17 protein-coding genes are annotated in these 18,346 nt (G+C 44.7%); 3 read left to right on the top strand and 14 right to left on the bottom strand.

What is annotated here, in order from left to right; translation table 11 throughout:
* Positions 1–17: 17 nt before the first annotated feature.
* Positions 18–959 carry a class I SAM-dependent methyltransferase gene (locus R7Z50_RS04780; RefSeq protein WP_054574036.1) on the top strand — a complete coding sequence of 314 codons (942 nt, stop codon included), beginning with the start codon at positions 18–20 and terminating at the stop codon, positions 957–959.
* Between the two features lie 213 nt (positions 960–1,172).
* Here R7Z50_RS04780 and R7Z50_RS04785 read toward each other — a convergent pair whose 3' ends face one another.
* The 9 genes from R7Z50_RS04785 to R7Z50_RS04825 all read right to left on the bottom strand — a co-directional run bounded on the left by R7Z50_RS04785 (position 1,173) and on the right by R7Z50_RS04825 (position 11,459).
* Complete coding sequence (locus R7Z50_RS04785; RefSeq protein WP_182016154.1) at positions 1,173–2,228, bottom strand: hybrid-cluster NAD(P)-dependent oxidoreductase; 1,056 nt, start codon at positions 2,226–2,228, stop codon at positions 1,173–1,175.
* Positions 2,229–2,309: 81 nt separating this feature from the next.
* Positions 2,310–3,971 carry a hydroxylamine reductase gene (gene hcp, locus R7Z50_RS04790; RefSeq protein WP_262638010.1) on the bottom strand — a complete coding sequence of 554 codons (1,662 nt, stop codon included), beginning with the start codon at positions 3,969–3,971 and terminating at the stop codon, positions 2,310–2,312.
* 174 nt (positions 3,972–4,145) lie between these two features.
* On the bottom strand, positions 4,146–5,675 hold the full coding sequence (gene norR / locus R7Z50_RS04795) for a nitric oxide reductase transcriptional regulator NorR (protein WP_167415136.1): 1,530 nt from the start codon (positions 5,673–5,675) through the stop codon (positions 4,146–4,148).
* A gap of 202 nt (positions 5,676–5,877) precedes the next feature.
* A complete protein-coding gene (locus R7Z50_RS04800; RefSeq protein ID WP_318148920.1) occupies positions 5,878–6,357 on the bottom strand; it encodes a glycine zipper 2TM domain-containing protein in 480 nt (159 codons plus the stop codon).
* A 123-nt stretch (positions 6,358–6,480) separates the two neighbouring features.
* Complete coding sequence (locus R7Z50_RS04805) at positions 6,481–7,092, bottom strand: CDP-alcohol phosphatidyltransferase family protein (protein ID WP_042522015.1); 612 nt, start codon at positions 7,090–7,092, stop codon at positions 6,481–6,483.
* Positions 7,085–7,732 (bottom strand): ATP-binding cassette domain-containing protein, encoded by a 648-nt coding sequence (locus R7Z50_RS04810; RefSeq protein WP_065274385.1) that lies wholly within the window; start codon positions 7,730–7,732, stop codon positions 7,085–7,087. Before R7Z50_RS04810 ends, R7Z50_RS04805 begins: the two co-directional genes overlap by 8 nt.
* Positions 7,698–9,407 carry an ABC transporter permease gene (locus R7Z50_RS04815; RefSeq protein WP_167415137.1) on the bottom strand — a complete coding sequence of 570 codons (1,710 nt, stop codon included), beginning with the start codon at positions 9,405–9,407 and terminating at the stop codon, positions 7,698–7,700. The genes R7Z50_RS04810 and R7Z50_RS04815 overlap by 35 nt, the downstream gene beginning before the upstream one ends.
* Before the next feature lie 9 nt (positions 9,408–9,416).
* Positions 9,417–10,577, bottom strand: coding sequence for an ABC transporter substrate-binding protein (locus tag R7Z50_RS04820; protein WP_005378079.1), 1,161 nt, complete (start codon positions 10,575–10,577; stop codon positions 9,417–9,419).
* Positions 10,578–11,012: 435 nt separating this feature from the next.
* A complete protein-coding gene (locus R7Z50_RS04825) occupies positions 11,013–11,459 on the bottom strand; it encodes an META domain-containing protein (protein WP_005378077.1) in 447 nt (148 codons plus the stop codon).
* Between the two features lie 184 nt (positions 11,460–11,643).
* On the opposite strand from R7Z50_RS04825, the gene R7Z50_RS04830 reads away from it, so the two are divergent.
* The gene (locus R7Z50_RS04830; RefSeq protein ID WP_005378062.1) at positions 11,644–11,892 is read left to right on the top strand and encodes a DUF1289 domain-containing protein; all 249 of its coding nucleotides are present in this window, start codon (positions 11,644–11,646) and stop codon (positions 11,890–11,892) included.
* Between the two features lie 135 nt (positions 11,893–12,027).
* On the opposite strand, the gene R7Z50_RS04835 is transcribed toward R7Z50_RS04830, so the two are convergent.
* Both R7Z50_RS04835 and ushA read right to left on the bottom strand, forming a co-directional pair.
* Positions 12,028–12,249, bottom strand: a complete 222-nt coding sequence (locus R7Z50_RS04835) for a hypothetical protein (protein WP_005386686.1) — start codon at positions 12,247–12,249, stop codon at positions 12,028–12,030.
* 415 nt (positions 12,250–12,664) lie between these two features.
* The gene (gene ushA, locus R7Z50_RS04840; RefSeq protein WP_182016159.1) at positions 12,665–14,353 is read right to left on the bottom strand and encodes a bifunctional UDP-sugar hydrolase/5'-nucleotidase UshA; all 1,689 of its coding nucleotides are present in this window, start codon (positions 14,351–14,353) and stop codon (positions 12,665–12,667) included.
* A 751-nt stretch (positions 14,354–15,104) separates the two neighbouring features.
* Here ushA and R7Z50_RS04845 point away from each other — a divergent pair.
* Positions 15,105–15,620, top strand: a complete 516-nt coding sequence (locus R7Z50_RS04845) for a GNAT family N-acetyltransferase (RefSeq protein WP_206969796.1) — start codon at positions 15,105–15,107, stop codon at positions 15,618–15,620.
* 147 nt (positions 15,621–15,767) lie between these two features.
* Here R7Z50_RS04845 and rplY read toward each other — a convergent pair whose 3' ends face one another.
* The 3 genes from rplY to R7Z50_RS04860 form a co-directional block, all read right to left on the bottom strand.
* Positions 15,768–16,046, bottom strand: coding sequence for a 50S ribosomal protein L25 (gene rplY / locus R7Z50_RS04850; protein ID WP_005378066.1), 279 nt, complete (start codon positions 16,044–16,046; stop codon positions 15,768–15,770).
* Between the two features lie 284 nt (positions 16,047–16,330).
* Positions 16,331–17,680, bottom strand: coding sequence for an ATP-binding protein (locus R7Z50_RS04855; protein ID WP_005378071.1), 1,350 nt, complete (start codon positions 17,678–17,680; stop codon positions 16,331–16,333).
* Positions 17,670–18,329: a response regulator transcription factor gene (locus R7Z50_RS04860; RefSeq protein WP_005378073.1), complete on the bottom strand. Its 660-nt coding sequence runs from the start codon at positions 18,327–18,329 to the stop codon at positions 17,670–17,672. The genes R7Z50_RS04855 and R7Z50_RS04860 overlap by 11 nt, the downstream gene beginning before the upstream one ends.
* Between the last annotated feature and the right edge of the window lie 17 nt (positions 18,330–18,346).

Consider the following 18,346-nt stretch of genomic DNA (forward strand, 5'->3'; position numbering starts at 1 on the left):
ACTAATAAGAGAACTCGATGCAAGCATCACAACTTCCGCTGTTTTTTCAGCATCTAGAAACCGAGCTCGCGCAAGCTCCGAACGAAATTCGTCGACTGTTTCATGGTCGTGGCCGTCGTTTTGAGGGCTTAGAGCAAATTACCTGTGATTGGTTACAAGGTCAGTTGATCATCAACTTGTTTAAAGAAGTCGACGACGCGTTTCTCGCTGAGCTGAAAAGCGGCCTCAATGCGTTGGCACTATCACCACTGTGGGCAGACAAGCAAGGTCGTACTATGGTTCTTCAGCACCGTTATGCCGATGGTGCGCCTTCAGAAGTGCTTGTCGGTGAATTAGACGCTCGCCCTGTCGTTGAAGAAAGCGGTTTGAAATACCAATTGGATATTGGCCGCAACCAAAACTTCGGTCTGTTTTTGGACATGCGCTACGGTCGTGATTGGGTACGCGAAAATGCGAAGCATAAAAACGTGCTTAACTTGTTTGCTTACACGTGTGGCTTTTCTGTCGCTGCCATTGCGGGGGGCGCAGATAAAGTGGTTAACGTCGATATGGCGAAAGCATCGCTGTCTAAAGGTCGTGAGAACCACAAGCTAAATGGTCATAACATCAACCAGGTAAGCTTTATGGGGCACGATATCTTTAAATCGTGGGGTAAGATTAAAAAATCTGGTCAGTATGATTTGATCATTATCGATCCGCCTTCATTCCAGAAAGGCAGCTTTGCGCTTACGAAAGACTACAAAAAGATTCTACGTCGATTGCCGGATTTGTTGGCAGAAGGCGGTCAAGTGATGGCATGTGTGAACTCACCATCTGTGACAAGCGACTTCTTGATTGAAAGCATGAAAGAAGAAGCGCCAGAGTTGACATTCCGTGAGCGTCTGGATAACCCACCAGAGTTTATGGACGTAGACAGCGAAGCAGCATTGAAAGTGTTGCTGTTTAGCGAGAAGCAATGACGACGAAACGAAAGTTGTACCTATCTATAATACCAGCCGTTTGAGTACGGCTGGCATTTCCACGATACCCCGTTAATCTGAATAGCGAGACGCAAGTGTGATTCAGAGTCTATTATCAGAGTGAGTTCTTCCTAACACGCTGATATTAGATTCCTGACCTCGCCTAGGCTCGTCGGAATGACGGGAAACAATAAAAGATCGATACCAGCAGCATTAACCGATCTGCACTTCAAGATCCGCTTCGATGGTTGATGAGCAGGCGAGCACATAGCCTTGTTCAATTTCTTCTGGCGTCAATGTTTCTAGGCTGGTGGAAGAGACGTTGCCTTTACGAACCTTGCATTTACACGAGCCACAAATCCCGCTTCGACAAGCGACGATTAATGGTAAACCTGCGCCTTCGAGCACATCGGCCAGTACCTGACCTTTTTGCGCATCGATGCTTTGAGCAAAATCAGGAACAGAAACGTTAACCGTCTCATCGGAGACCGATGTTTCTGCGCCAGTCGCTGGCGTAAAACTCTCTTGGTAGAAGTTCGTCATGTCAAAACCAAGATCATTCAAATAGCCGTGAACATCTTGCATAAACTGGCTTGGACCACACAGGTAAACGGTGCATTGCTTGAAATCAGGAACAAGCTCTTTAATCCAGTCGGCATTCAAACGACCTTGTGGGTGTGACGTTCCTTCGCGGTTTTTCAGCAACAGCTTTAAATGGAAGTTGGGATATACGGCGTCTAACGTTTCTAGCTGATCGTAGTAAATCGTCTCTTCTGGGCTGCGTGCGATATGAAGAAATGCGATGTCCACATCGTTGTCGTTTTCATCTTGATTACTCAGCCAGTGTTTTGCCATCGAAAATACGGGCGTGACGCCGCAACCTGCACTGATAAGCAAGGCTTTTGTTTCGCCATCACGTAACACGGGTGGATAGTCGATGCAGTTAAATTCGCCTGCTGGTGGTAATGCTTGAACGGTATCACCGAGCAGCAGCGAGTCAACGATGTAGTTCGATACTTTACCGCCAGATACTCGTTTGATGGTGAGTTGAAGGTGATCGTCTTCATTGATAGAGCTGATTGAATAGGCGCGAAACTCCATTTTTCCATCAATTTCCACGCCTAAGTTAATAAACTGGCCAGGCTTAAACTGAAACAGAAGTGACTCGGTTAGTTCAGCCAATTTGATGCTGACGGTGTCGTGTGTTTCGAAGTATTTGTCGATGCAACGGAGTGTGACGGGTTGGTTACCTTGCCATTCAAAAAACATAACAATCTCTTTGGTTGTGGCTATTTTTGGTTCGAAATAGATAGCGCCTCCGCGTAAGGAGGCGCGTAACAAGCAAGTTTATTAAGCTGCTAGGATGGCTTTTAGATCATCCTGAACATTGCCAATACTGCGCATATCGAACTTCTCTTGGATGATGGCGATTAGGTTTGGCGTTAGGAATGCCGGTGCAGTAGGGCCTGTGTAAATGCCTTTCACGCCCAATGCAAATAGCGTTAGCAAGATAACGATCGCTTTTTGCTCGAACCAAGAAAGCACAAGCGTGAGTGGTAGTTCATTGATATCACAGTCAAACTCTTTCGCCAGTGCAAGTGCAAGCTGGATTGCAGAGTAAGCATCGTTACATTGGCCCACATCCAATAGGCGAGGGATGCCGTTGATATCTCCGAACGTATTCTTGTTGAAGCGGAACTTACCACACGCCAAGGTCAGGATTAGCGTGTCTTCTGGCGCTTCAGCCGTAAAATCGGTGTAGTAGCTGCGTTCCGCTTTATCACCATCACAACCGCCGACTAGGAAGAAGTGTTTGATGTTGCCTTGCTTCACTTGGTCGATAACCGCAGGGGCGGCGTTCATCAGTGCATTGCGACCAAAACCAACCGTGATGTGGTGTTCGATTTCATCGTGTTGGAAACCGTCTTGCGCTAGAGCACATTCAATCACTTGGCTAAAATCATCGCCTTCGATGTGAGCCACACCAGGCCAGCCAACAATACTACGAGTGAATAAACGGTCTGCGTATTGACCCACATTTGGATTCAACAAGCAGTTTGACGTCATTACGATTGCGCCAGGGAAGTTTGCGAATTCTTTCTGTTGGTTTTGCCATGCGCTGCCGTAGTTGCCGACAAGATGAGGATATTTCTTCAGCTCAGGGTAGCCGTGTGCAGGCAGCATTTCACCGTTGGTATAAACGTTAATGCCTTTGCCTTCAGTCTGTTGCAGGATTTTTTCTAGGTCATGCAAATCATGGCCAGAAACAAGAATACATTTGCCTTTTACTGGCTTGACGTTAACCGTGGTTGGTTCTGGATGGCCGAAGGTCATTGTTTCACCTTGGTCGAGCATTTCCATCACTTTGTAGTTCATCATGCCGATGCGCATTGAGCAATCAAGTAGTTCGCCGAGATCTTCAGGGTCTGTGCCCAACCACGCCATGATTTCATGGTATTCGGCATAGATATCGTTGTTGGTTTGCTCAAGAACACGTGCGTGCTCCATGTACGCGGCTGCACCCTTAAGGCCGTATAGGCAAAGTAGGCGTAGGCCAATCACATCTTCATGTACTTGGTCCTTACCACGGTTCACCGCGACTTGAGGAGCAAAAGCTAAGATTGCTTCTGCGCTATTTGGTAGCTCAAAGTGAGCAACAACAGGGATGTCAGCAACTTCGGTATCGGCGAGTGTTGCAGCAGACATTACTTGCTCTTTTAACAATGCTTTGTACGTTGCGGCTTGAGAAGTTAACTCTAGGATGCGTTCAGGGTCGAAGTTAACGTTCGTCAATGTAGAGAAAAATGCCTTGGGTGCCCATTGGTTGATTTCATCGTTAATGATGTTGAATTCAAGTGCTTTTGATGCCCAAAAAGAAACCCCTTGCAGTGTGTAAACCAACACGTCTTGCAGGTCAGATACTTCAGAAGTTTTACCACACATACCTTGTGCAAAAGAACAACCTTTAACAGCAGGGGTTTGAATTGTCTGTTCACATTGAATACAGAACATATTGGGTTCTCCAGTGATTGTTTTAATAGTCGTGATGTTGACCACTAGAGAGCAGAATGCGTGCCAATTATTATCTTGTTGATTTTTAATGATTTTATTTGTTTTTGATAGGGCGAGTGATGTAATTAAGACAACGTAAATGATGTCTTAATTACATCAGCTTCTTGTGGTTGGTTATTTATTGATCCCGAGCTTTTTACCCATTCGATATAAGTTCCCGCGATCCATTTGCAAAAACTCCGCTGCTTTTGCCCAAACGCCACCAGTTTGGCTTAAAGCATGTTCAATTAAATCACGTTGATAGCTTTCTATCAGTTCTCGCATTGGTTGGCTTTCTTTGGGTAAATAATGCGATGTGTTTTTTACATCACCGAGAGCCAATGAGGTGTCGAAATGGTTAAGCATGATCGTGCTTGCACCTTGTTGAATAGCGTGTAAAGCCGCGCGAGTTAAAGTGTGTTCGAGCTCGCGTACGTTTCCGTACCAAGGTGAAGACTCCAGTTGAGCCAACACCTTAGGGTGAACGTGCAGGTTGGGCGCATTAAATTGTTGGCGTACTTTTTCTAACAGGTATCCTGCTAAAACGGGAATATCTCCGTCACGGGCACGCAGTGGGGGGACTTGGATTGGGAACACGTTTAAACGGTGGAAAAGGTCTACTCGAAACGTGCCAGCTTCGACCTCTTTTTCTAATTGTCGATTAGTCGCGGCGATGATGCGCACATTGACCATCAAATGCTGATCGCTACCTACACGTTGCAGCTCGCCTTGTTGAATCACACGTAGCAATTTTGCTTGCAAAATCAAAGGCAGTTCGCCCACTTCATCAAGGAAAATCGTTCCACCGTCTGCCAGTTCAAACTTACCGGCACGGTGGCTATTAGCACCTGTAAATGCGCCTTTGACATGGCCAAACAGTTCACTCTCAGCCAGACCTTCAGGCAGGGCCGCACAGTTGACGTAAATCATCGGCTTATCGCTACGATGAGATTGCGCGTGTACCGAGTGCGCGACCAGTTCTTTACCAGTACCGGTCTCTCCTGTGATAAGTACTGCGTAATCTGATTGAGCAACGGTCGCAATGTTGTTTCGTAACTGGTTGATCTGTGGACTCAAACCCACCATTTCACCATGTTGAGAACGGGCTTGCTGGATAAGGGTTTGAGTGACGCTTTTTTGCTTCTGGTTTTGCGCTTTGAGCGCTTTTAACTGAGCAATGTTACGCAATGTCGCAGCGGTCAAAGCCGCAAAGGTTTCGATAGCGACAGGATCGATGCCATCAAACGCGCCCACCGTTAGTGCATCCATCGTTAGTGCGCCAACAAGTTGGCCTTCGACATACAAGCTAAAGCCCATGCAATCGTGAACATCAATGCATTGGTCTTCAGTTAATAGTGTGCCGTCGAAAGGATCCGGCAGTGAACAATCGGCATCGAAACGCACCGGTTCACGGCTATGAATAATGGCATCTAAGCGAGGGTGCGCCTTGGGGAAATAGCGACGACCTAAGACCGAGCTGGATAAGCCTTTTACCGCGACAGGAGTTAGAAACCCATCCTCATCGAAGATAAACAGGCAGCTCGCATCACATGGGAATACTTGCGCGACCCCATCAATGAGATTTTGATATTGCTGCTCGTGAGAGCGATTTGAGCTGAGGTTTAGCGCGATATTAAGGAATACGTGGTCAACAGTCGGAGTCATAACAAGCCCAAAGTTATCTGGAATGGGCTCATGCTAGCAACTTGATGTCATTTGAACATCGAAAGGTGTGGGAGATTGATGTTCCATTGACGACGATCAAGTTTGATACGAAAAGAAACGCGCAAGTTAACAAGCCAGTGATGTAAGCTTGCGCGGATTAGGTGTTTGAATTAAAGCAGGCCAAAGGTTTGGTTCGTCCGAATTAACGAGGAACGACTCTGGCGTCATTACCAGAAACATTGATTTGGACCGCTTGGCCTGGTTGGAAAATCATGTTTGGATTTGCTTCTTGAACAATAGAGATAATCTTTCCGTCCTCTAAACGAATGGTCAGATTCACGCCATTTCTTTTCGCGGTTGCTTCAGCCGCTTTGCTGCCTGCATAGCCACCCAATAGACCACCACCAATGGCAGCGATATCCGAGCCAGAACCGCCCCCAATTTTTGAGCCTAAGATCCCGCCCACGGCAGCACCAGCGATGGTGCCAATGGCATTGGATTGGGTAGAGGCATCAATGGTTACGGGTTCTACTTTTTCTACTGTGCCGTAGTAAACCTGCTGAACTTTGCGAGTGTCGGATGAGCCGTATGCATCTCCGTACGGGTTAGGTGAGCTACAGCCGCCAAGCACGAGCGCACAAGTAATGGTGAGCAACATGCCTAAATTGATCTGTTTTTTCATATAGCCTCCGAATGGTTTCTTCATTCAAAGAGTATATACCCCAATTTAACCTGCGTTTTGGTGCTTTATAAAACAGTGGCTTAGCGGCCTGTCCCTTAAGGAAACGCGATTGTCTAAGCAGTATTAATGATCGTTAAGCGTATGAAACCCTGAATAAATACGTGTAAAAGTAGTAAACCAGCATGCCGCGCCAAAGATATACGCGATGACGGCAAAGTGTTGCGGTAGCAAACAAAATAAAACCAAGCAGCCAATGGTTTCTGTACCTTCGGTTAAGCCGCTCATGTAGTAAAGCGATTTGTTTTTATATACCGGATTATCGATGCCTTGTTTTCCTGCCATGATGGCAAAAGCCAAAAAGCTACTACCAGTGCCGATGAAGGAAAAAATCAAAAATGCGCCTGCAACGGCATTGTGCTCTGGGTTGGCAAGCACAAAGCCAAAAGGAATCAACGAATAGAACAAAAAATCTAAGCTGATATCAAGAAAACCACCCGCATCGGTAATGCCTTGAATCCTCGCCAGTGCACCGTCTAACCCATCACAGATTCTGTTCAGCAAAATAAACAGCAACGCCAACAAGTACTGTTCGGTGATCAAAGCCGGCAGGGCAAAACAGCCAAGTACAAAACCAAACACTGTCGTCTGATTTGCAGTGATACCACATTTATCGAGATATTTCGCACTGAGTGCCAGCGGTTTGCGGATGAGCTTTATACTCAGGCTATCAAGCATGATTTGTCTCCCACGGCCAGTTTAGGCAGCTGCTGCCATCAGGAATATCGTCTTCATCGTGCGTTACCATCAAAGTAGGGATGTTCGCTTGCTGCAATTGTTCGACCACCCAATTGCGAAATTGCACGCGCAGGTCTTTATCCAGCTTGCTATAGGGCTCATCAAGTAGCGCAACTTTTGGCTTTGCTAGCAGCATACGAGTCAATGAGATACGGGCACGTTGCCCTCCCGAAATTTGGTCAGGAAAGGACTCTGCTAGTTTGGTCAATGAAATGTTCTTCAGTGCTTGCATAGCGTGAGCTTTACGCTCTTCACCTTTGATTGAGTTTGGTAGCGCGAAGGCAAGGTTCTCCCACACCGTTAAATGAGGGAAGAGCAAATCTTCTTGGAATAGAATACCGACCTGACGCTTATGGGCAGGGAGGGCATCCAACTTTTCGTTATCAAGCGTAATGGATCCAGAGTAGTTGAACTCGGCGGATAGGTGCCCGGCAATGGCATCCAACAAAGTGGATTTACCACAACCGCTAGGCCCCATCAGGGTAACGATTTCACCTTTTTCTACGGTCATGTTGAACGCTGAAAAAAGCGCGTCGCCATTGGTTTTACGGATGGCGAGGTTTTCGAGACAAAGACTCATTCAGTAGTAAACCTTTTATAGACAAGCGGCGATACTTCCTGTGCAAGTGGCTAAGCAGTATCGCAAAAGAAAAGAACAAGAATGGCAGCAGAGCTTGCCAAATGGCGTAAATAGCGGTGACACGTCGGTCAAAACCACTGGATAGTGCAACGGCTTCGGTTGTGATGGTGCTAATGCGCCCAGCCCCTAGCACCAATGTTGGTAGGTATTGCGCCAGGCTGACACTAATACCGACAGCCCACGCGAATGCAATTGCAGGCAGGAGGATTGGCAGTTTCACTTTTAACCAAGCTTGCATCGGTGATTTACCCAAGCTGAGTGCGACGCGAGTTAAGCCGTTATCGAAGCTGCGCCACGGACCGTCTAGCGAGAGGTAAATAAATGGGAACGCAAAGAATACATGCGCCCAACATACCCAAAAGAAATACGCATTACTGTTTAAGTACAGCGTCACTACTTGCATACCGAATAGCACGGATAGCTGAGGAATCAGCATTGGGATGGCGATGATGTAACCGGGCACCTGCCAGCGATAACGGAGACGATACTCATGTACTATTAAAGCAAGAACTAGCGCGACAGTCGCGCTGATTAGGGCGATTGACATACTTTGTTCTAGAGTCCCTAGAATACTGTGCCATTCGTATTCCCAAAAACGCAGGCTGTAACGGCTTGGGAGCAAATCTGGAAAGCGCCAACGTTGGGCAAAGCTCCACAGCACCATGAGTGGAATCATTAGAAGTGCAAGTAGCGCGACCAGTGAAAATAGGGTTTTACCGGGTAAACGAAACCCGTTTCGACCAGAGTACTGCCAGCGTTTGAAGCCTTTGGTAATACACCATTCCATTAAGCGTGCAAATCCAATCAAAAGGCTTGCGATCGCAAACAGTATTACTGCGCCAGCGGCCGCTCTTGGTAGGAGCGATAAATCTGGATCGTTAAACCATTGCCATACCAAAACCGCAAACGTCGGCGGGTTGGTGGGGCCAATAATCAGGGCGACATCGACAACGGACAAACTGTAAGCCAATACCGCCAGCATTGGAAAGCGCAGTTTTGCTATCCACTGTGGGAACACGCATTTCCACCACGCTTGCGCCGAACTGTAGCCCATCGAATGACTGACTTTTTCAATCTTATCGACTTTCAATTGCTGAAGAATTGGAATACTCATCAACAATAAAAACGGCACTTCTTTAATCGCAAGCATGATGATCAAACCGAGTGCGTGCGGATCTTTAATCAGCAATGCTAAGTCATTCACCGTTTGTGCATTCGGGTCGTAACCAAACAGTTGGTTGAGAACCCTAACGCCCATACCAGTTGGGGCAAACAAGAACGCAAAGCCAATCGCAAACGCTATGTGCGGCATGGCAAGAAGTGGCGAGAGGCTTACTTCAATTTTTCGCCAAAACTTACTGCCCCAAGAGGCTTGCAAAATCGCAAATGTGATCAAGCAAGCCAAGTAGCTACTGAAAATGGCAGAGTAGAAAGTAAGCCCGATGGATGTCCAAACACCCTCCCAATCAAAAACAGCGTTAAAGCCATCTAAAGAAAAGTGGTGCAAGCCGATAGGAGGCACATAACCGAGCGCAGAGACCACCACTCCAAGTAGTCCCGGAATGGTAGGCAAAATACAAACTGCGATAATGACTAAATACAGCGCTCTTAACATGGATTCTTACTAATTCCCGTAGCGTTTCAACCATTCTTTTTCCAACGCCGCTTGCCAACTTGGATGTGGCTCAGCGATAGATTTGAATTGTTGAGTGTTTTTGGCCGAACCAGTTAGGTATTGGTTGCTTAGTACCGAAGGGTCGCCCCAGATGTTTAGGTTACCTTTGCGAGACTGTGCTTCAGGGCTCAATAAAAAGTTTATCGCAACTTGTGCACCAGCACTGGCATTTGCGTTCCAAGGAATCGCTAAAAAGTGGATATTTGAGAGTGCTCCTGCGTCCATTGCGTACGCTTTGGTGCTCTCTGCAAGATTACCGCTCGACTGCGCAGAGAAAACCGCGTTCGGGTTAAAGGTAATCGCCAGGTCAGTCTGACCATCATCTAGTAGCTGAAGGGTTTCTGCTGTACCGCCTGGAAACTGCTTACCACCGCGCCAAGCGACTTTATGGAACTCATCTAGATAAGACCACAGCGGTTGAGTGACTTGTTCAAACGTGTCATCGGTAACTGGTTGTTGCAGCTCAGGGGCGTTGTTAGACAGTTCAATGAGTAATGCTTTGATAAAGCTTGTGCCATGAAACTCTGGTGGTCGAGGGTAAGTCAGGCGATTCGGGAACGCTTTTGCATAGCTCAGCATTTCTGAGAATGATTTTGGAGGGTTATGGAGGGTTTGCTCGTCATGGATAAACACTAATTGTCCTACTCCCCAAGGTGCTTCTAGACCTTCTGTTGGCTCGGAGAAGTCCACATCAATTGGTAGAGATTTATCCACATATTGCCAGCTTGGCAAACCTTCGACAAAAGGACCAAATAGCAATTGGTTATCCTTCATTGATTTGAAGTTTTCGCCATTGATCCAAACCATATCAACACTACCACCGCTGTTTTTGCCTGCCGCTTTTTCTGCGATAAGTCGAGTAGTGGTCTCAGAAATATCAGTTACTTTAACGTGGTTTAGCGTCACGTTATAACGTGATTTTAGCTCTCTACTCGCCCACTGTATGTAGCGATTAATTTCTTGGCTCCCGCCCCAAGCATGAAAGTAGACGGATTGCCCGTCGGCTTGCTGTTCGATTTTTTGCCATTCGCTATTCACTGATGAATCGGCAAAAGAAGGTGTCGCAAAAGTCGTGGCTAAAATGCCAATGCTGCTGAGTAGCTTTTTCATATCTATTCCGTGTTATGTCTTTTGGTTCTTGCTTTCGTTTCTATTGACGTTTTCGCAAGTCGTTCCGCTCTGTTACAAGGATAGTAATTCATCTCTCTCTATTATCAATGCCAATCCCAAACGGAATCACTCATTGATTCAAAGAATTACTCTCAATGTGAAGCAAAACGAATAAAGGACAAATTTGGTGTCATTTTAGGAGCGGACCGTTTGTTTGAGGATATTCTTTCAAGTAATTGAAAATTATTGTCCCCAGAGATATGAATAGGTTGTTTTACAGAGCAAAATTGATGTCTAAAGCATGGAATTGAGGGCGAAAAGAGAAAGAAAGTTGGCCATTTAAATGACTTTAGCATGCATGACTAACGATTCATCGATATAAAAAAAGCAGCCGTTTGGCTGCTTTAAGATACTATCTGGTTTACTTAGTTGGGATTAGTTTACCCAGTCACGTAGTGTAAACGTCAATTCGTGATCGGCACTTTTCAGAACAAGACCATCTTTAGTTAGCGTGATATCGCTCCAGTTAGATAGTGTTTGTGTCATTGCGTTTTCGATCTTCATTTGATCTTCCATACACATCTTCATGGTCATGCCCATTTTTTCGATGCGTAGTTGGTTGTTTTTCAGCTCGGCTTGACCGAAGAAGTTATTACAACCTGCGTTGCCGTTTGCGGTTAGATTTTCACCGATTTCTAGGCGAGCCGCTTTTTGGTGTTCGTCTAGAACGATATTTTTGCCATCAACTTGAACAAGTTCCCAGTTGTGGTGCTGCAAATCTTGAGCCGTTATTTCTTTCACATCATCACCGTTGCTAGCACAAGCAGTCATAAGAACAGGGAGAGAGATTGCTGTAACTAACGTTTTTAGGCTAAGCTTCATTTTATAGACTCCGTTTTTATAAACGCGGTAAGTATAAGTAATAAAACACTGTTTTTGTCAGCATAAGGTTATGGTTTCGTATGTTTTTGACATAACGAAGCATATAGCAAGTTTTGTTGCTGACTAATCTTCTCATTATTTAAACTAGGCCAATACGCCCTAATATGGAAAGAGCGGTTTTAGTATGGAGCAACTGGAGTTTTTTACTGTCCCAAGCCCTTGTGTTGGAGTATGTACCTCCGATGAAAAAGGGTATTGCAAGGGGTGTATGAGAAAGAGAGAGGAAAGGTTTAATTGGCTTAACTTAACCCCCGCTCAGCAGTTGCACGTTATTAAGTTGTGTCGTCAAAGGTACAGAAGAAAGATGTTGGCAGGGAAGACGAAGCCAGAACAGCTTCAAGATGAGTCATCGCCTCAACAAGACTTATTCTAGAACTCTTGTTCAGTCTGTGGGGTTACGCCTTCGCTTTCGGTTCTGATTAGGCTTTTACATATTCCCGGTCCGGCAAGGTGTCCTTTAAGAACCGGGAATCTCCTATCCATTTTCCCTATAGAGCGGTAATTGGCGTTATTTCATCGACCAACGGTCGCTAACCCAGCCTCCCGCTTGTTCGTCGAAGTGATTTCCTGAAAATCGATGATTGAATTCAACATCTAATTTACTTGTTGGGCGTTCATCCATCAGTTGATGAATATATCTCGCCATAGGATCCGTACAAGCTTCACGCTCTCTACGGGTAACTACTTCTTTGATCATTTGGAGTCTGTAGCTATTGCTGGCTCGTTTCATTTTTGACCTCCAGAACTCGATGGCAGCAGTTTGAACACATTGACGTCCAGATCGCTGCTCATTAGTGTGCGCGTGGAGGCACATCACCATCGTTTGAAGTCCAAAGACAAATTGTTTGAGAGCAGTGTTTGTAACGCCATTCACATCTTTCTCAGAATCATTGACTATGCTATTAAAAATGTTTCGCGAAATTTAGCCGATGAACCTGCATATTTAAAAGACCTTATCAAACATAGAAGCCCAACACAGGGGCGTCAATAACACAAATGAACAATTTTTGAACATATTGTGAAGGTGGAGAGTTTTCAGTAATTTATCGAAAATAAAAAACCGAAGCACAAAGCTTCGGTTTTGAGGAAAGCCCTGACGAAATTGCTTGTAAAAGCTCTTAGTGCCAGGGGGAAGGTGTTTAGTATTAGCTACCAGATGCAGGACAGCCTTTTACTGGTTGGCCATTACTGAAGTATTTGATGTTCTCTAAGTTCTTGTTGTAGTTATCCGCAGAGATTTGTGGGTTGTTTACGAAGAACTCGCGCAAAACGTATGCATCAGTTAGCTGTGTAGATTGAACATCGATGATTGGATAGTTATCGCCACCAGCAGCACTGAAGCTGATTACAGAGAATGTGTACGTTTCGTTTAGATCGAAGCCTTTATTGTTAATATCGGTAATGGTTACTGAGCCAGCATCACAATTTACATCTAAAGTGATGTTATCTAGTTGAGCGTAAGCACCAGACCCTGCAGATTTCGTCGCAACCACGTCTAGGTATTCTTTAACTTCTTTACCTGTCATAGTTGCTTTAGTCACGAAGTTACCAAATGGCTGAACCGTTAGTACGTCACGGTAAGTGATATCACCATCTTGGATTGAATCACGCACGCCGCCAGAGTTCATCACACCAAAGTCAGCATTTACCGTTTTGTAAGTACGGTATGCCTCGCCGAGTAGGTGACCTAGGTTAGTTTGTTGAGAGCGAACTACGTTACGATCACCTTCTAACTTACCCGTCGTATTAGAAATCTTCTCATCTAATAACTCTTGACCTTGTTGTTGGTATGGCAGTAGTAACGCTTTTACCGTTGCATCTTGTTGAATTCGTTCACCGATAACTTCATCGTTTTCGTCTAGAAGGTTTACAGGAATCAGTGCGTAATTCGCTAAGTGAAGCTTGCCGTCGTAGTATTCGAAGTCTGCACGACCCACATATTTACCCCACTCATGCGCTTGCATAATCCAAGTGCCTTTTTGTTGGTCTGGGGCACAATCATCCCCAGGTTTGAAATCAGCATACTCATTGGTACCTGGTTCCATACATACAGGGTTTTGCGAGTGACCACCGATGATAGCGTTTAGCTGTCCTTCTTCAAGAGAGCGAGCGAGTTTCACGTCACCTGGTGCTTCACTACCGTTTTTACCATCTTCGTAGTGACCCATGTGCGTCGTTGCAAATACTAGGTCTACCTTTTCGTTCTCTTCGATTTCCTTCAGTACCTTTTTGATTTCTACTTGAGGGTCTTCGAAGTGGATGTTTGATACGTTGTCTGGATTGACTAGCTTCGCAGTGTCTTGCGTTGTTAGACCAATAACAGCGATCTTAAGGCCGTTGATAGTAAATACTTTGTAAGGGGCGAAGTAACGCTCGTTTGTATCTTTTTTATAGATATTCGCAGCCAGCATAGGGAAGTCAGCTAGCTCGGCTTGCATATCGAGAATATCTAGTGAGTTATCAAATTCGTGGTTACCGACAGCCATTGCATCGTAACCAAGTAGGTTCATCCCTACGAAGTCTGGAACCGCATCTTGCATGTCTGATTCTGGTACACCGGTATTAATATCACCGCCAGATAGCAGAATGGTTTCACCGCCTTTTGCTTCGACTTCTGCGCGGATAGATTCGATTAAAGTGTGACGCGCAGCCATGCCGTATTCGCCGTCGCTGTTATGCCAAAAGCGACCATGGTTATCGTTAGTGTGGAGAACGGTGAACTTAGTACAAGAATCTGCAGTCTCGCAGGTTACTGGAGAATTGTCGCTGTCTGAGCCGCATCCTGCTAGCGCAGCGCCCACTGCCACTACCAAAAGAGATTTGGAAAACTTCATAAGGGATCCTTTCTTTGTGATTTTGTTATTGTTACGGCGTGAAATATACGGAATTAATGTGAAACTTTAGTGATCTATCTCTTATTTATACTTCTATCGGAGAAATGAATTAATAAGCCTGCAAACTACGTCTATAAATAAACAGAATTGGTATTTAGTATTTATTTTATATAGCTAGCTCTATTTTTTGTGAGGTAGTTAATTGAATGTGTGTTGTTTGTGTGAATCAATGCGCATTTTTGCGAAGTATTACGCTGATTTTGGTGATAATTTTGCCAAGTTTATGTTTTCCCTAATAGGTATGACACAAATCGTTATAAATTTTCGCTCTAATGATGAGGGGCTCGGTTTGTATGCATAATGAACAGCACAGAATTGAAACTCATTTGATTATGGCTTTATTCTGCCTAACTCTATCAAAAATTGTATTTATCTCTTTACTATAATTGCGATCGTTTAGAAACCTTATGCTTTAGGCATCGTTTATTTATCCTCATCCGATACCTTATCGTGCTTATTCCGCATTTGACACTCGAGTGTTTAAACAAATAGATTCAACCTAATGAGTCAAAATGAAAAGTAAATAATGGATCGTTCTTCTTCGAATATTATGATGTGAACTATCATTTAATTAATGAAAATGAAATGGATTAATGTAAAGCGTTGCGACTGTAGCTGTTATCTTTGAGCTTTGGTTTAAAGGGTAGGGTTAAAAGAATTTGTAAGTGGTGAACGCTAATAAAGGATGCTTATGAGATACACAGTAAGGGACGCACTCAAAAAGGAAGCAGCCCAAATCGCCAAGATACACGTTGATTCTTGGCAGGTGACGTATAAAGGATTAATGCCAAAGAGCTACATAGAGCAGTTTACGATTGAGCGTCGAGAAAGGATGTGGGCACGAGTGATGACGGAGCAACTGGCCCAATTGATCGTAGTTGAGAGGCAAGGAGAAATTGTTGGCTTTTTAAGTTACGAGTTACCTAACCACACCAGCGAAGATAAAACGGCATTAGTGACATGTTGCTACGTTACGCCGCTACATTATGGGCAAGGAGCAGGAAGTGCACTGTTAGATGAGTTAGAGACACGTTTGCTCTCTACGTCAGTTATGCAGATCAGTTTGAAAGCACTGGATACTAATCAACAGGGGCTTAACTTTTACAAGAAGTGTGGTTTTGTGCGTACTGGAGAGGAAGAGTCGGAAGTGATTGAGAGTATGACGCTGACCGATCTCACTTTAGTGAAGTATATTGCCCGCTCATAAATCAAATGCTATATGCTAAATATAGTAAAACCCCGGAGGTGGTAAGACTCCGGGGTTTTGAAATTTTTTAGATGTCTCGGTTGGTAAGTCCGATTATCTTTTATGCAAAAGGTTTGGATTTAATCCGATTAATTCCTTGGTAGGGAATTAGATGCGGATGAAGTCCATGTGTTCAACTTTTGGCTTGAACGCGTGACGTTGAACGTCTTGTGGCTTAACTTTAACTTCTTTGCCATCGATAACTAGAACGATGCCTTCGTAGAATTCAGGCTTGTCCATTTGGTTTACGATGTCGTCGTGGTTAAGAACGATAGCTACTGCTGCTTCTTCACCGCCGTATACAACTGCAGGGAATTTGCCAGCGTGACGTAGGCGGCGGCTCGCACCTTTACCTAGTTCAGTACGTACTACTGCTTCGAATTTCATAGTATTTACTCTCAAATTAGTAAAAATCAAATGTTCACAATCAACAATGCGACCTTGTTGTTCGTGGTAAAGCTTGAAACAGGAACTGTTCAAGCGAGCGCGGATACTATCATTCCAATTATAAATGGGCAACCCAAATCGTATCCAAATCAACAAAAAGGTATGATTTAGCGGGGTGGAAGGCTATCCCTTTTAACGCTTTGCTTGGATTTTGTTCACATCGACTTCATTTTCATCGGTTTACTGATCATGGTCCGAAAAACAAAGTTTATGTGTTATATGCTTTATGTTCGGCTGAGATGTAAGACTAAAGATGCTTTTAATCCACCTAAAGCGCTTGTATCCAATGTTAACTGACCTCGGTAACTGTGTGCCATTTCACTGACTATGTTTAGACCAAGACCTGAGCCAGGGGTTGTTTCATCCAATCTAACTCCTCTCTTGATTACTTGACTCAGTTTCTCTTTAGGGATGCCTGGCCCATCATCTTCAATAATGATGTGTATATTTTCCTTATCCTGAGAGGAGTGCACACGAATCATGCTGTTGGCCCACTTATAGCCATTTTCTAGCAAGTTACCTAGCATTTCATCGAGATCGGTCTGCTCTACTGCTACATTCAGCTCTGAATCAAGTTCATTAATTAAGGTAATGCTTCGGCTCGCATACACTTTATCAAACGCCATTGAGATAGCATCCACACGATCTGCTGGGTTCGACTTCACTGATAATATGTTCATCGATCCGGCCATACGGGCACGACCCAAATGGTAATCGATATGGTCTTGTATTTGATTGATTGGAGCTCTGAGACGGGATTGTGCCTCAGGTTCTAACGTCTGAACTTCATTTTTTAGAACAGAAAGTGGCGTTTTAAGTGCATGAGATAGGTTACCTGCATGATTGCGAGCTCTCTCTAGTAATTCTTGGTAATGGAACAGCAGAGCGTTGAGGTCGAAGATTAGAGGAGAAATCTCTTTTGGGTAGGTTTCTTCTAGACTCTTTTTATTACCAGACTTCAGCTCGGCTAATTCTTTTTGTAGCTTTGTAAGCGGACTCAATGACCAAGCAATTTGCAGTAAAATGACGGTAAGTACGCCCGCGAATAATAAACCCAAAATAAGCCAAAGTTGGCCGATTAACGTTTGAAGGGTATTTTTAATGGGCTCTTCGTCAATACCAATAATAATGTGAATAGGACCATCGTAATCAGGAAGATACAGTGCTTTTTCTAGCGTAATTAGTTTTTCGCCTCTTGCTCCATACGCATCTTTATCCAAACCTTTGTATTCGATTTTTTTGTCCCACAACGAACGAGAACGTTCGAGGCTTGCCTCTGTAGAGGCACTCCAATACAAACCACTGTAAGGTCGGTTAAATCGAGGGTCTGATAGCTGAGCTGCGAGTGAAAGATGCCCGGTGTTATCGACTTCTAACTGTGCTGCGACTTCATCCATAAAAATGCTGAGCTGTGAGCGAGTGTCATCAACCATATAGTTGTAGACCTGCGTCGGTATCGTCACACCAGCGGCGAGGATCATTGCCGTTAACCAAACGATCGCCGCTAAAACGAGGCGACTTTTGATACTCAGTCGTTTTATTGCGTTCAACGGTAGCCTGTTTCTATTCGGCATTTAATTGGTATCCCAACCCTCGGACAGTTTTGATGATCTTTGGTGCGATTTTTTTGCGAATTCGGCCGATAAAAACTTCGATTGTGTTGGAGTCACGATCAAAGTCTTGTTTGTAAATGTGCTCGACGAGTTCGGTTCGAGAAATCACTTTTTCCGGGTTATGCATAAAGTAAGCGACCACTTTATACTCTAGCGCCGTCAAGCTTACCGCTTGCCCTTGCCACATGACTTTAGAAGTGCGTGTATCCAAGCTCAAGTCGCCAATTTGCATCACAGGAGAGGCATTACCAGAGGCTCTTCGAAGCTGTGCACGAATACGAGCGATAAGCTCAACCATTTCAAATGGTTTAGTTAGGTAATCGTCTGCACCTGCGTTTAAGCCTTCAACTCGCTGCGTTAGGGTGTCGCGAGCGCTTAAAATCACGACAGGAGTATTAATGTTTTCATCTCGGATGCCTTTTAGGACGGTAAGACCATCCAGTTTTGGCAAGCCGAGGTCAAGAACAATGGCGTCCCATTCTTCCGAAGTCGCGCGATACAGAGCGTCTATGCCATCTTGGGACAATTCTGGTACCCAGCCGGTACTTTCTAATGTTTCGATGATTTGCTCGCCTAAACGAGGATCATCTTCAACAACAAGTATTTTCATATTGATGATTCTTATTA

The organism is Vibrio sp. 1249-1, assembly GCF_033340495.1.

Bases quoted from the DNA above. Each gene is read 5' to 3' on its own strand.
- R7Z50_RS04830 (WP_005378062.1), top strand. From the start codon at position 11,644: ATGGAGCAACTGGAGTTTTTTACTGTCCCAAGCCCTTGTGTTGGAGTA.
- R7Z50_RS04805 (WP_042522015.1), bottom strand. From the start codon at position 7,092: ATGCTTGATAGCCTGAGTATAAAGCTCATCCGCAAACCGCTGGCACTC.
- ushA (WP_182016159.1), bottom strand. From the start codon at position 14,353: ATGAAGTTTTCCAAATCTCTTTTGGTAGTGGCAGTGGGCGCTGCGCTA.
- norR (WP_167415136.1), bottom strand. From the start codon at position 5,675: ATGACTCCGACTGTTGACCACGTATTCCTTAATATCGCGCTAAACCTC.
- R7Z50_RS04825 (WP_005378077.1), bottom strand. From the start codon at position 11,459: ATGAAGCTTAGCCTAAAAACGTTAGTTACAGCAATCTCTCTCCCTGTT.
- R7Z50_RS04845 (WP_206969796.1), top strand. From the start codon at position 15,105: ATGAGATACACAGTAAGGGACGCACTCAAAAAGGAAGCAGCCCAAATC.
- R7Z50_RS04815 (WP_167415137.1), bottom strand. From the start codon at position 9,407: ATGTTAAGAGCGCTGTATTTAGTCATTATCGCAGTTTGTATTTTGCCT.
- hcp (WP_262638010.1), bottom strand. From the start codon at position 3,971: ATGTTCTGTATTCAATGTGAACAGACAATTCAAACCCCTGCTGTTAAA.
- R7Z50_RS04785 (WP_182016154.1), bottom strand. From the start codon at position 2,228: ATGTTTTTTGAATGGCAAGGTAACCAACCCGTCACACTCCGTTGCATC.
- R7Z50_RS04780 (WP_054574036.1), top strand. From the start codon at position 18: ATGCAAGCATCACAACTTCCGCTGTTTTTTCAGCATCTAGAAACCGAG.
- R7Z50_RS04810 (WP_065274385.1), bottom strand. From the start codon at position 7,732: ATGAGTCTTTGTCTCGAAAACCTCGCCATCCGTAAAACCAATGGCGAC.
- rplY (WP_005378066.1), bottom strand. From the start codon at position 16,046: ATGAAATTCGAAGCAGTAGTACGTACTGAACTAGGTAAAGGTGCGAGC.
- R7Z50_RS04835 (WP_005386686.1), bottom strand. From the start codon at position 12,249: ATGAAACGAGCCAGCAATAGCTACAGACTCCAAATGATCAAAGAAGTA.
- R7Z50_RS04860 (WP_005378073.1), bottom strand. From the start codon at position 18,329: ATGAAAATACTTGTTGTTGAAGATGATCCTCGTTTAGGCGAGCAAATC.
- R7Z50_RS04820 (WP_005378079.1), bottom strand. From the start codon at position 10,577: ATGAAAAAGCTACTCAGCAGCATTGGCATTTTAGCCACGACTTTTGCG.
- R7Z50_RS04855 (WP_005378071.1), bottom strand. From the start codon at position 17,680: ATGCCGAATAGAAACAGGCTACCGTTGAACGCAATAAAACGACTGAGT.
- R7Z50_RS04800 (WP_318148920.1), bottom strand. From the start codon at position 6,357: ATGAAAAAACAGATCAATTTAGGCATGTTGCTCACCATTACTTGTGCG.